The following is a 13,676-nucleotide window of genomic DNA, read 5'->3' as shown; positions in this document are numbered from 1 at the left end:
TAACGAATAATGATATAACTTATAATTAAAAATATATGTATTCTCTTTTACCCTACAATACATTCGGTATTGATGTCAGTGCCGCTCGTTTTTTAGAGTACACTTCGGTTGAAGAACTGAAGAAGCTGATTGTGCAAGGTGCCGTTACGACACCTTTTTTGCATATTGGTGGTGGCAGTAACCTGTTGTTTACCAAAGATTACGACGGGTTGATATTGCATTCCCGCATTGAAGGAATCGAAGTGACGGAAGAAGATGACCGCTTTGTATCAGTGCGAGTGGGAGCAGGGGTAGTATGGGATGACTTTGTAGCCTATTGTGTAGAGCATGGATGGTATGGAGCAGAGAACCTGTCGCTGATTCCCGGTGAGGTGGGGGCAAGTGCAGTGCAGAATATCGGAGCCTATGGCGTTGAGGTGAAAGATCTGATAACGGCTGTGGAAACAGTGAACATTCAAGCTGAAGAACGCGTTTATTTAGTAGAGGAATGTGGATATACCTATCGCAACAGTATCTTTAAACGTCCGGAAAACAAAGCGACCTTTGTCACTTATGTTCGTTTCCGATTGAGTAAAGAAGAGCATTATACATTAGACTATGGCACCATTCGTCAGGAGCTTGAAAAATATCCGTCGTTGACACTTTCTGTTGTTCGGAAAGTGATTATTGCTATTCGCGAGAGCAAGCTGCCCGATCCGAAAGTGATGGGTAATGCCGGTAGTTTCTTTATGAACCCCATTGTGCCGAAAGAAGAACTGGAAGCCTTGCAACAGGAATATCCCCGCATACCCTACTATGAGCTGGCCGACGGCCGCGTAAAAATTCCGGCAGGATGGATGATTGACCAATGCGGTTGGAAAGGAAAAGCCTTGGGACCGGCTGCCGTGCATGATAAACAAGCACTGGTGCTGGTGAATCGTGGCGGAGCAAAAGGTAGTGATATTATTGCACTTTCAGATGCAGTTCGGGCTTCTGTTCGTGAGAAGTTCGGTATTGATATCCATCCGGAAGTCAACTTTATAAATTGAGAATAAACAAGTGAAAGTAAGAATTATAGGAAGTGGAACATCGACGGGAGTACCTCAAATCGGCTGTACATGTCCGGTTTGTACTTCTTCCGATCTGAAAGATAATCGATTGCGTGCCTCTGCTATTGTGGAGACAGATGACGCGCGGATTCTGATAGATTGTGGTCCCGATTTCCGGACACAGGTATTACATCTCCCTTTTGAGAGGATAGATGGTGTGCTCATTACGCACGAACATTATGACCATGTAGGCGGACTGGATGATTTACGTCCGTTTTGCCGGTTCGGTTCCGTGCCTATTTATGCGGAAGATTATGTAGCGCAGGGATTGCGTTTGCGTATGCCCTATTGCTTTGTCGACCATCGTTATCCGGGTGTTCCCGATATTCCTTTACAGGAAATTTCGGTGGGGCAATCCTTTTCTATAAATCACACGGAAGTGCTTCCTCTGCGTGTGATGCATGGCCGACTGCCGATTCTGGGGTATCGTATCGGGCAGTTGGGGTATATCACTGATATGTTGACCATGCCCGAAGAATCCTATGAACAATTGGCAGGAATAGATGTTTTGGTAATGAATGCGCTTCGGATCGCCTCGCATCCTACTCACCAAAATTTGGAAGAAGCATTGGCGGTGGCCCGACGTATTCAGGCAAAGAAGACATACTTTATACACATGAGTCATGATATGGGCTTGCATGCGGAGGTTGAAAAGAACCTTCCGGAAAATATTCACCTGGCGTTCGACGGATTGGATATCTATGTTTGATTATCGGTGAAATTTTTAGCAAAAGTTTTGTTTTCTTTGTAGAAATTATTATTTTTGCACCTAGCCGATAAACAGCGAATATTATGAAACTTCGTACGATAGTGAAAATAGCGATCACATCTTCTGTTGTACTTTTGTGCTCAGGTTTCGCATTGTACTCTTTTTTTAGACTGTCAGCAGCTGAAGGGCAGAAAGACTTTAATCTTTATGAACTGGTGCCATCCACAACTTCAGCAGTATTCGTTACTGATGACGTGCTCGAATTTGTAGCAGAAGTCGATGAGCTGACTTGCAGTAAAAATCAGCAATATCTTTATGTATCCAAACTCTTTTCTTATCTGAAACAGAGTCTTTACGCCCTTTCAGAAGATACTCCCCACGGTTTAAGCCGGCAAATGAATCAAATGTTGATTAGTTTCCACGAGCCGGATAACGAACGTAATCAAGTGCTCTATTGTAGATTGGGAAATGGGGATAAGGAGTTGGTAAACAGATTTGTACGCAAATATATATCCTCACTTTATCCGCCGAAAACATTTATTTACAAAGGAGAAGAGATAATTATTTATCCAATGGCGGACGGTGATTTTCTTGCCTGCTATCTGACATCCGATTTTATGGCATTGAGCTTTCAGAAAAAACTGATTGAAAACGTTATTGATGCGTATAAAAGTGGAAAATCATTGGCTGATGATTCTACCTTTACAGGAATACGTGCTCCGAAAAAAAGTGCGGCGGCCGCTACCATCTATACCCGTATGCAAGGGATGATGGGATGGACGGAATTTGACATGAAAATGAAAGATGATTTCATCTATTTCTCCGGCATCACTCACGATGCAGACACTTGCTTTGCGTTTATAAACCAGCTTCGCCAGCAGCAATCCGTCAAGGGATTTCCGGGAGAAGTGTTGCCATCTACTGCTTTCTATTTCAGCAGGCAAGGGATTACGGACTGGGTGTCTCTACTTTCTTATGGAAATGCCCAGGGACAGAGCGTGCCTGCCCGCACGAGTGAAGTGCAAAATAGGGATAAAGAGTTTTCACGCTATCTGATGGAAAATGCCGGGCAGGATTTGGTTGCCTGTCTCTTTCAGCGTGAAGATACTTTGCAGGGTGCAGCGGCAGTCTTGAGCCTGTCGGTGGCAGATGTAACGGAAGCCGAGCGAATGCTTCGTGCTCTTGTTAATGCCGCTTCGGCGGACGAAGGAAGAAGAAATCCGCGTATAACTTTTTGTTATACTGTAAATAAAGCATATCCTATCTATCGGTTACCTCAAACAACATTGTTTGAACAACTAACCAGTTTTGCGGAACCAACTTTGGATGTATATGCAGCCTTCTATGGCGGGCGCTTGTTGCTCGCTCCTGATGCGGATGCTCTCGCGCATTATATTCGCCAACTGGATAAAGGTGAGGTGCTCAATGGAGCGATGGTCTATCAGACAGGCATGGATCATTTGTCCGATTCCTACCATTTTATGCTGATGGCGGATTTCGACCACATATTCCAACAATCAGAAAATCACGTTCGTTTTGTACCGGATTTCTTTCTGCGCAACGCCGACTTCTTCCGTCATTTCACCCTCTTTGTTCAGTTTGCCTGTGCAGATGGAGTGGTATATCCTAATATTGTTTTGAAATATAAATCAGAATAAAAAATCATCGTTTGTCTGCGATCATTTTTCTGAAAACCTCCATAGCTTTTGGCTGGATTATCCATAAACTTTGCCTGCTTCCTCCATACATTTTCAAGATGCTGTTTATCGTTTTTTTTGCTCCATTGACCCATACTTTTTTGTGTGCGTTCTGCTTTTGGAGAAACGCCTTTTTGTTTTTTTCTTTTTGCATTTTTGCCGTTTTTATATGTGTGCTTATAATAGTCCTATGGTCAGCTTATTATGAGTGATTTTAACATTTGAATCTGTAAAATATACAGAAAAATTCACAGAAAATACGTAAAATATACAGAAAAATTCACAGAAAATACGTAAAATATACAGAAAAATTCATCCCCCATTATAAACAAAGAAATAAATAAAAAAACTTCTTCTTCTGAAGATGAAAAAGAAGAAGAAAAAGATTTGTTTTTTTCGGGAGAAAAGGAGATAAAAAAACTCCCGATGGAGTTTAATCCTATCGGGAGTTTTTTATGCTTATTCATCGAACGAATGACTTTCGGTTTAGAATGGCAGATCGTCTTTGGCATCGCCCGGAGTAAATTCCGGCATAGCCGACGGAGCTGGAGGAGGAACGGGAGAACCGGAAGCCATTGGAGCACCTGTGCTAACACGCTCTACTTTCCATGCGCGGATACTATTGAACCAGCGATCATTCCACTGACGGGCGTCAACGTCGAATGATACAGTCAATTCTTCGCCCATTTGAATGTTGAACTGCTCGATTTTGTCTGCGCCAAATACGTCGAAGCACATTTTACGTGGATATTGGTCGTGGTTTTCGATAACGTACTCTTGTGATTTCCACTCGTTGCCGCTAGTTTTTGAAACTCCGCCTCTCGGGGGGAGGATAGCGATGATTTTTCCTGTAAATTCCATTGCGATAATTTTAAATTCTGCGGCGAAGTTACAATTTTTTAGTAATATCCCTCGCACAATACCTGTTTTTTTCTTTTGTTTTTATTGGGCAGCCCAAATCTTTTTTCGTAACTTTGTGCGATAGAACATTTAAAACTTAAATACACGAAAATATATGAAATTTATCGTTTCAAGTACTGCTCTTTCCAGCCATTTACAGGCCATCAGCCGTGTTATTAATTCAAAAAATGCGCTGCCAATTCTCGATTGTTTCCTCTTCGAACTGGAAGACGGAACTTTGTCTGTGACTGTATCCGACAGTGAAACAACGATGGTGACTACCGTAGAAGTGAATGAAAGCGATACGAACGGGCGTTTTGCCGTAGTAGCGAAAACATTGCTTGACGCACTGAAAGAAATTCCGGAACAACCACTCACATTCGATATCAATCCGGATAATTATGAAATAACGGTGCAGTACCAGAACGGAAAATACAGCCTGATGGGGCAGAATGCGGATGAATTCCCGCAATCGGCTACACTGGGGGATAATGCTGTCCGCGTGGAAATGGAAGCAAGCGTACTTCTGGGAGGTATCAACCGTTCGGTGTTTGCTACTGCCGATGATGAACTTCGTCCGGTGATGAACGGTATTTATTTCGATATTACAACAGAAGATATTACAATGGTTGCTTCGGACGGTCATAAACTGGTGCGTTGTAAAACGTTGGCAGCCAAAGGCAACGAGCGTGCAGCCTTCATCCTTCCAAAGAAACCGGCTACATTGCTAAAGAATCTTTTGCCGAAAGAACAAGGCGCAGTGACCATCGAATTTGACGAACGCAACGCTGTATTCATGCTTGAAAGCTACCGGATGGTTTGCCGCCTGATTGAAGGACGTTACCCGAACTACAACTCGGTAATTCCACAAAACAATCCGCACAAAGTGACCGTAGACCGCCAACAGTTGGTAGGAGCTTTGCGCCGTGTGTCTATCTTCTCGTCACAAGCCAGCAGTTTGATTAAACTTCGTATGCAGGAAAACCAGATTGTGATTTCCGCACAAGATATTGATTTCTCTACTTCTGCCGAAGAAACACAAGTTTGCCAGTATGCAGGTGCTGCAATGAGTATCGGTTTTAAATCGACGTTCCTTATCGACATACTGAACAATATTTCGGCAGATGAAGTAGTCATCGAACTTGCAGATCCTTCACGTGCCGGAGTAATCATCCCGGTAGAGCAGGAAGAAAACGAAGACTTGCTGATGCTGCTGATGCCGATGATGCTAAATGATTAATGTTAATTCACCACAGAGGACGCAGAGGACACAGAGGATAAATTTGAATATTTATTAAATAACCCTCTGTGTCCTCTGCGTCCTCTGTGGTGACTCAATAAAATAAACAGAAATGAAATTAAACCTGAAAAATCCCATTGTTTTTTTTGATTTAGAAACAACCGGAACCAATATCAACACAGACCGAATTGTTGAAATCTGCTATCTGAAAGTATATCCGAATGGAAATGAAGAAGCAAAGACATTACGTATCAATCCTGAAATGCATATTCCGGAAGCATCCTCTGCTATACATGGTATTTATGATGCCGACGTAGCAGATTGTCCTACTTTTAAAGAAGTAGCGAAAAACATAGCCAGGGATATTGAAGGTTGCGATTTGGCAGGATTTAATTCCAATCGTTTTGATATTCCTGTCCTTGCCGAAGAATTTCTTCGTGCCGGAGTGGATATTGATATGACAAAACGTAAATTTGTAGACGTACAGGTCATCTTCCACAAAATGGAACAACGCACCCTGTCTGCTGCCTACAAGTTCTATTGCGACAAGAATCTGGAAGATGCACACACTGCCGAGGCAGATACGCGGGCTACTTACGAAGTGTTGAAAGCACAGCTCGACCGTTACTCCGATCTTCAGAATGATATTGCGTTCCTGGCTGATTATTCAAGTTTCAGCAAGAATGTCGATTTTGCCGGACGCATGGTGTACGATGATAACGGAGTAGAAGTGTTCAACTTCGGAAAATATAAGGGAATGTCTGTAGCCGAGGTTTTGAAGAAAGATCCCGGATATTACAGTTGGATTTTGAATAGTGACTTCACGCTGAACACCAAGGCGGCATTGACAAAAATCCGCTTGCGTGAAATGAGTAATTTGATTACAAAATAATGCTAAAAGGAAAGAAAATAATTCTTGGAATTACCGGCAGTATTGCCGCGTACAAGGCTTGCTATATCATTCGTGGGCTGATAAAGCAAGGAGCGGAAGTGCAGGTCGTCATTACTCCGGCGGGAAAAGAATTTATTACTCCGATCACTCTTTCGGCTTTGACCAGCAAACCGGTCATCAGTGAGTTTTTTGCCCAACGTGACGGAACGTGGAACAGCCACGTCGATCTCGGTTTATGGGCGGATGCCGTATTGATTGCGCCGGCCACTGCCTCTACCATCGGTAAAATGGCCAACGGAATAGCCGACAATATGCTGATAACCACTTATCTTTCGGCAAAAGCTCCCGTGTTTGTTGCTCCGGCAATGGACCTCGATATGTTTGCTCATCCTGCCACCCAGAAAAATCTGGATATTCTGCGTTCCTATGGTAATCATATTATCGAGCCGGGGACAGGAGAACTAGCCAGTCATCTGGTAGGGAAGGGGCGAATGGAAGAGCCGGAGAATATCATCCGGGTATTGGATGAATTCTTTGCTTCGAGTGACGCACTGTCCGGAAAGAGAGTGATGATTACCGCCGGACCGACTTACGAAAAGATTGACCCGGTGCGTTTCATCGGCAATTATTCGTCCGGAAAGATGGGATTCGCGTTAGCAGAAGAATGTGCCCGTCGCGGAGCGCAAGTGACCTTGATTACAGGCCCTGTGCAACTCAAAACGCAACATTCTGGCATAATTCGTGTCGATGTCGAATCTGCTGAAGAAATGTACAAAGCAGCGCAGGCTCATTTCCCGGATGCTGATGCAGGTATTCTTTGTGCGGCAGTAGCCGACTATCGTCCGGCAACGGTAGCCGATAAGAAGATTAAGCGGGAAAAAGAAGGAGAACTGACCCTGCATCTTCGGGCAACACAAGATATTGCTGCCTCTTTAGGAGGCATAAAAAGAAAACAACAATGCTTGGTTGGCTTTGCGCTCGAAACCAATAATGAGCAGCAGAATGCCGAAGGAAAGCTCGAACGCAAGAACTTCGATTTTATTGTGCTCAACTCGTTGAATGATGCTGGAGCCGGTTTCCGCCATGATACCAATAAGATAAGTATAATCGACAGGAAAGGTCGTACAGACTATCCTTTGAAGTCGAAAACGGAAGTAGCTCAAGACATCATTGATCGTCTGGTAGCCACCCTGTCTCCCAATTTTTAATTTTCAAATTTTAATTTTTAATTAGTTTGTTACGTTCACTATACATTCAGAATTACGCATTGATAGAAAAACTGGATATCAGTTTTGAAACAGGCTTTTCCGTTATAACAGGTGAAACGGGAGCCGGGAAATCAATTATTCTGGGAGCTATCGGGCTCCTGTTGGGGCAGCGTGCCGATGTGAAAGCGATTCGTCGCGGAGCTTCCAAATGTATTATAGAGGCACGGTTCGATATTGCTGCCTACGGTATGCGTCCGTTTTTTGAAGAAAACGAATTGGAATATGATGAAGAGTGTATTTTGCGTCGTGAGGTGCAGGCTTCCGGTAAAAGCAGAGCATTCATCAATGATACTCCCGCTTCACTGGCACAAATGAAAGAGCTGGGCGAACAGTTGATAGATGTACATTCTCAACATCAGAATCTGTTACTTAATAAAGAAGGATTTCAGTTGAACGTGCTTGATATTCTGGCACATAATGATGCAGCATTGGAGAAATACCATCTGCGTTATGGCGAATGGAAGCAGACAGAACGCGAACTGGCTGAATTAATGTCACTGGCAGAGAAAAGCCGTTCCGATGAAGATTATATCCGTTTCCAACTCGAACAGCTCGAAGAGGCCCATCTTGTAGAAGGAGAGCAGGAGGAATTGGAGCAGGAAGCCGAAACACTAAGTCATGCAGAGGAAATTAAAGCCGGACTTTACCGGGTAGAACAGTCATTTGTCTCGGATGAGGGTGGATTGCTTTCTTACCTGAAAGATAGTCTGAATACGCTGAATAGCTTGCAAAGAGTCTATCAGCCCGCTAAGGAACTTACCGAACGTATGGAGAGCGCCTATATCGAATTGAAAGATATTTCGCACGAAGTCTCTTCACAAAGTGATTCCGTTGAATTTAATCCGGTCCGCCTGGAAGAAGTGAACGAACGGCTGAATCTGATTTATTCCCTGCAACAGAAACACCGGGTACAGACTCTTGACGAGTTGATAGCGTTGACGGATGAATATCGTAGCAAATTGTCTGACATCACTTCATACGATGAGCGTATTGCCGAGCTGACCGCTCGTAAAGAGGAACAATATAAGCAAGTGAAACAAGAAGCAGAACTGCTCACCAAAGCCCGTACGAAAGCTGCGCGTGAAGTGGAAAAGCAATTGGCCGCCCGCTTGATTCCGTTGGGAATGCCGAATGTTCGTTTCCAGATCGAAATGGGACTGAAGAAAGAGCCGGGATTGCAAGGGGAAGATACAGTCAACTTCCTGTTTTCTGCCAATAAGAACGGTACCTTGCAGAATATCTCTTCCGTAGCTTCGGGAGGTGAAATTGCCCGTGTCATGCTTTCTATCAAAGCATTGATTGCCGGAGCCGTGAAACTGCCGACTATCGTATTTGATGAAATAGATACCGGAGTCTCCGGAGAAATAGCCGACCGCATGGCGGACATGATGCAGGAAATGGGCGACCGGAACCGTCAGGTAATCAGCATCACCCACTTACCGCAGATTGCTGCCCGCGGACGTGCACATTATAAAGTATATAAGAAAGACAGCGATACGGAAACAAACAGTCATATCCGCCGTCTCACTGATGAAGAACGAGTAGAGGAAATAGCTCACATGCTTAGTGGCGCCACTCTGACCGAGGCCGCCCTTAGCAATGCCAAATCCCTGCTTGATGCTAAGTAATTAATGGCTAAATTGATTCATTCAAAGTAGTTGAGGTAGTGAATTGTTAAGTGGTAACTGATAAGTAGTAAATTGTAAATAGTAAAATAGTAAATCAAATAGATGTTGGATAAAAGTGAAATGATTTTCGGTGTTCGTGCCGTGATAGAAGCCATTCAGGCAGGTAAAGAAATTGATAAAATTCTAGTAAAGAAAGATATTCAGAGTGATCTTTCCAAAGAACTGTTTGCTGCTTTGAAAGGGCTGCTGATACCGGTTCAGCGTGTTCCGGTGGAACGTATCAACCGCATTACCCGGAAAAATCATCAGGGAGTGGTTGCTTTCATTTCTTCTGTGACTTATCAGAAAACGGAAGATCTTGTTCCTTTCCTGTTCGAACAAGGGAAAAATCCGTTTTTTGTTATGCTCGATGGAGTGACCGATGTACGTAATTTCGGAGCCATTGCCCGTACCTGCGAATGTGCAGCTGTCGATGCAGTGATTATTCCTGCCCGCGGGAGTGCATCTGTCAATGCTGATGCCGTGAAAACATCGGCAGGAGCGCTGCACACGCTGCCTGTGTGTCGTGAGCAGAACCTCCGTTCAACGCTGCAATATCTGAAAGACAGTGGTTTCCGCATTGTAGCTGCTACCGAGAAGGGAGATTACGACTATACAAAAGCCGATTATACAGGACCGCTGTGCATCATTATGGGAGCGGAGGATACGGGAGTTTCTTATGAAAACCTTGCGCTTTGCGACGAATGGGTGAAAATCCCGATGCTGGGCACCATCGAATCTCTGAATGTTTCCGTGGCTGCCGGTATTCTGGTTTACGAAGCTGTGAAACAAAGAAATAATGACTGATATGAAGAAGATTTTAATTCTACCTTTCCTGCTTTTCTTCCTGATACAGGGAAGCATGGCGCAAACTCCCAAATGGGTAGAGAAGGCAAAACGGGCAGTCTTCTCTGTGGTGACTTATGACAAGAATGATAAAATGCTGAATACCGGAAACGGATTTTTTGTATCCGAAGATGGATTGGCTTTATCAGATTATACTCTTTTTAAAGGAGCCGAACGTGCAGTGGTTATCACTTCCGAAGGCAAGCAGATGCCGGTTAGCTTGATACTTGGAGCGAATGATATGTATGATGTCATTAAGTTCCGTGTGGCTATCACCGAGAAGAAAGTGCCTGCGCTCATTGTGGCTAAAATAGCTCCGGCAGTGGGAGCCGATGCGTGGATGCTTCCTTATTCTACACAGAAAAGTATCGCTTGCGTTACTGGTAAAGTGAAAGAAGTTTCCAAAGTAGCCGGAGAATATCATTACTATACATTGGGTATGCAGATGAAAGATAAGATGGTGAGCTGTCCGGTGATGAACGCTGAAGGTCAGGTATTTGGTATTGCGCAGAAATCATCCGGCATCGATACGGTGACCACTTGCTACGCGGCAGGAGCAGCTTTTGCCATGTCACAGAAAATCAGTGCTCTTTCTTTGGGAGACGCTGCTTTGAAAAAGATTGGCATCCGGAAAGGCCTGCCCGAAACGGAAGACCAAGCATTAGTGTACTTGTTTATGGCATCTTCGAGCCTGTCAGGCGACGATTACGAAAAGCTGTTGGATGATTTCATCCGTCAGTTCCCTGCCAATGCGGATGGTTATCTTCGTCGTGCCAATTATTATGCAGCTAAAGGTAAGGACGACCAGACTTGGTATGATAAAGCAGTTGCCGACTTTAATCAGGCTTTGAAAGTAGCCCAGAAAAAAGATGATGTATATTATAATATAGGTAAGCTGATGTATGCTTATCAATTGTCGAAGCCGGAAAAAACGTATAAAGACTGGACGTATGACACTGCTTTGCAGAATGTTCGTCAGGCAATCGCCATTGATCCGCTGCCTATTTATATTCAAATGGAAGGCGATATACTGTTTGCCCAGCAAGACTATGCCGGTGCTTTGGCAGCTTATGAAAAGGTAAATGCCAGTAACATTGCTTCTCCGGCCACTTTCTTTAGTGCTGCCAAGACGAAGGAACTGGCGAAAGGTGACCCGAAAGAAGTCGTAGCTTTAATGGATAGCTGTATTGCCCGTTGCCCGCAACCGATCACAGCAGATTTTGCTCCATATTTGTTGGAACGTGCGCAGATGAACATGAATGCCGGCCAGCCACGGAATGCGATGCTCGATTATGATGCTTATCATACAGCAGTCAAAGGAGAAGTGAACGACGTATTCTATTACTATCGCGAACAGGCCGCTTTGAAAGCACGCCAGTTCCAACGCGCCTTGGATGATATAGTTAAAGCAATTGAAATGAATCCGACAGACCTGACCTATCAGGCGGAACATGCCGTTGTAAACCTGCGTGTAGGACGTTATGAAGAAGCTATTCAGATTTTGAATAATATACTGAAGGCTGATCCTAAATATGCCGAGGCTTACCGCTTACTGGGACTTTGTCAGATACAGTTGAAGAAGACAGATGAAGCTTGCGGTAACTTTAAGAAAGCGAAAGAACTGGGTGATCCGAATGTAGATGAGCTGATTACCAAATACTGCAAGTAAGATATTACCTCTTCGAAAAACAACATAAGTAAAAATGAATCCCTGCCAACTCGAAAATTGGCAGGGATTCCTCGTTTTGGGGGACGTTGTATAAAAAACTCTCTCTCTTTTTTTTTATTTTTCCCCACTTCACTTGTTAAGCTCAGGTTGTAGGTTTTAATGATATATGGTTTGATTTCCCTTTTTCCCCTCTTTTATAAGTTAAATGCACGCTTATTGAAAATACTGCATGGCTTCACTTATTTTTTTTAGAAATTATTCGATTTTCCATCTAAAACAGTGACTAAATTTAAAAATGTGATTCATTTTATCTATAATCTTACTATATTCCGCACGTTTTTTAATAACACTTATGAGATAAGTTATAATTTATGGAAAAAAATCGATTTACTATTTGTGCAAACAATTACATCGATTGTTTGCGACAAGAGGGGCGTTATTCTACTGCCCACGTGTATAAACACGCTATTCGTTCTTTTTCGCAGTTTTGTGGAACTCAATCCATTACGTTTAGTAGGATAAACCGCGAAACTCTAAAGAGGTATAGCAACTATCTGTTGGCTTCCCGTTTGAAGCCTAATACGATTTCTACGTATATGCGTATGCTTCGTAGTATCTACAATCGCGGAGTCGATACACATCAGGCTCCTTATGTACATGGCTTGTTCCGGGATGTATTTACCGGGGTAGACACACGTCAGAAGAAAGCCATCCCGCTCGGTGAACTTCACATGTTACTAAACAAAGATCCTCAATCGGAAAAGCTTCGCCGGACACAGGCCATTGCCAATCTGTTATTTCAGTTTTGTGGAATGCCTTTTTCTGATTTGGCCCATTTGGAAAAATCCAATTTGAAACAAGGTCTTTTAAAGTACAACCGTCTCAAGACCGGTACTCCTATGAGTATAGAAGTGCTGGAGTCAGCGCACAATGCAATCGGGGGATTATACAATAAAACCGATGCGCGGAGTCCCGATTATCCTGATTATCTTTTCCGGATATTAAGCGGAGCATATAAGAGAGATGAAGAGGAGGCTTATCGTGAATATCAGTCAGCCTTGAGACGTTTCAATAATGACTTGAAAAGCCTGTCCAGAAAATTAAGGATATCTTCATCCGTCACATCTTACACGCTTCGTCATTCTTGGGCTACGACTGCCAAGTACAGAGGTGTTCCTATCGAGATGATTAGCGAATCATTAGGGCACAAATCTATTAAAACAACACAGATATATTTAAAGGGTTTCGAATTGGAAGAAAGAACAAAGGTTAATAAATTGAATTATTCTTACGTATGTAGTTTTAAAATGTTCTGATTAATATTATTAAAGCATTATGGATTAGGGACTTAATGCTGGTGTTACTTCTTAGGTAACGGAAATATATTCGCTACAAAGATAGGTAAAAATATTAATAGCAAACAAGCAAAAAACTTCTTTTTTTCCTTTTTCTCTCAAATATGCAACATGAATCTATCTGAACATGAAAGATAACGTCTTCATGCTCAAGGGATTTTTATTACCTAAATTCAAAAAAGTCTTATATTGAATGTTAGGTACCCGCTTTTATATTCCCTCATAATCGATTTTTTTCCTTTTTTCACTGCTATGTGTATCCTATATGTGTGTTATCCGTTACCTAAGAAGTAACGGAATCACATGGGGTAAAAAAATATGATTTTAACGAAACCAAAATCAGTA

12 protein-coding genes are annotated in these 13,676 nt (G+C 43.0%); 10 read left to right on the top strand and 2 right to left on the bottom strand.

The genetic code is table 11. From position 1 onward, the window contains the following. The first annotated feature begins 35 nt into the window (after positions 1-35). From murB to LPH68_RS09010, 3 genes are all read left to right on the top strand, one after another. Positions 36-1,028, top strand: coding sequence for a UDP-N-acetylmuramate dehydrogenase (gene murB / locus LPH68_RS09020; protein WP_008643422.1), 993 nt, complete (start codon positions 36-38; stop codon positions 1,026-1,028). Positions 1,029-1,038: 10 nt separating this feature from the next. Further along, positions 1,039-1,797 (top strand): MBL fold metallo-hydrolase, encoded by a 759-nt coding sequence (locus LPH68_RS09015; protein WP_151923829.1) that lies wholly within the window; start codon positions 1,039-1,041, stop codon positions 1,795-1,797. Positions 1,798-1,880: 83 nt separating this feature from the next. Continuing rightward, on the top strand, positions 1,881-3,455 hold the full coding sequence (locus LPH68_RS09010; RefSeq protein ID WP_008643411.1) for a DUF3352 domain-containing protein: 1,575 nt from the start codon (positions 1,881-1,883) through the stop codon (positions 3,453-3,455). 4 nt (positions 3,456-3,459) lie between these two features. Here LPH68_RS09010 and LPH68_RS09005 read toward each other — a convergent pair whose 3' ends face one another. Both LPH68_RS09005 and LPH68_RS09000 read right to left on the bottom strand, forming a co-directional pair. Continuing rightward, positions 3,460-3,648 carry a hypothetical protein gene (locus LPH68_RS09005; protein WP_165450665.1) on the bottom strand — a complete coding sequence of 63 codons (189 nt, stop codon included), beginning with the start codon at positions 3,646-3,648 and terminating at the stop codon, positions 3,460-3,462. A gap of 332 nt (positions 3,649-3,980) precedes the next feature. Next, the gene (locus tag LPH68_RS09000; protein ID WP_004316866.1) at positions 3,981-4,355 is read right to left on the bottom strand and encodes a DUF3127 domain-containing protein; all 375 of its coding nucleotides are present in this window, start codon (positions 4,353-4,355) and stop codon (positions 3,981-3,983) included. A 154-nt stretch (positions 4,356-4,509) separates the two neighbouring features. On the opposite strand from LPH68_RS09000, the gene dnaN reads away from it, so the two are divergent. From dnaN to LPH68_RS08965, 7 genes are all read left to right on the top strand, one after another. Further along, on the top strand, positions 4,510-5,634 hold the full coding sequence (gene dnaN / locus LPH68_RS08995; RefSeq protein WP_004316865.1) for a DNA polymerase III subunit beta: 1,125 nt from the start codon (positions 4,510-4,512) through the stop codon (positions 5,632-5,634). A gap of 112 nt (positions 5,635-5,746) precedes the next feature. After that, on the top strand, positions 5,747-6,526 hold the full coding sequence (locus LPH68_RS08990; RefSeq protein WP_004316864.1) for a 3'-5' exonuclease: 780 nt from the start codon (positions 5,747-5,749) through the stop codon (positions 6,524-6,526). Then, positions 6,526-7,734 carry a bifunctional phosphopantothenoylcysteine decarboxylase/phosphopantothenate--cysteine ligase CoaBC gene (gene coaBC / locus LPH68_RS08985; protein ID WP_151923828.1) on the top strand — a complete coding sequence of 403 codons (1,209 nt, stop codon included), beginning with the start codon at positions 6,526-6,528 and terminating at the stop codon, positions 7,732-7,734. The genes LPH68_RS08990 and coaBC overlap by 1 nt, the downstream gene beginning before the upstream one ends. Before the next feature lie 26 nt (positions 7,735-7,760). After that, entirely contained in the window at positions 7,761-9,422 is a 1,662-nt protein-coding gene (gene recN / locus LPH68_RS08980; RefSeq protein ID WP_074909129.1) for a DNA repair protein RecN, read from the top strand. Between the two features lie 102 nt (positions 9,423-9,524). Next, positions 9,525-10,268 carry a 23S rRNA (guanosine(2251)-2'-O)-methyltransferase RlmB gene (gene rlmB / locus LPH68_RS08975; RefSeq protein WP_008643401.1) on the top strand — a complete coding sequence of 248 codons (744 nt, stop codon included), beginning with the start codon at positions 9,525-9,527 and terminating at the stop codon, positions 10,266-10,268. Between the two features lies 1 nt (position 10,269). Next, complete coding sequence (locus LPH68_RS08970) at positions 10,270-11,976, top strand: serine protease (RefSeq protein ID WP_117809597.1); 1,707 nt, start codon at positions 10,270-10,272, stop codon at positions 11,974-11,976. 371 nt (positions 11,977-12,347) lie between these two features. Beyond that, positions 12,348-13,292, top strand: coding sequence for a site-specific integrase (locus LPH68_RS08965; RefSeq protein WP_151923827.1), 945 nt, complete (start codon positions 12,348-12,350; stop codon positions 13,290-13,292). The last annotated feature ends 384 nt before the right edge of the window (positions 13,293-13,676 follow it).

Source organism: Bacteroides sp. 1_1_30 (genome assembly GCF_020982715.1).
GTDB lineage: Bacteria > Bacteroidota > Bacteroidia > Bacteroidales > Bacteroidaceae > Bacteroides > Bacteroides xylanisolvens.
This window is presented reverse-complemented; position numbering and strand designations above follow the sequence as displayed.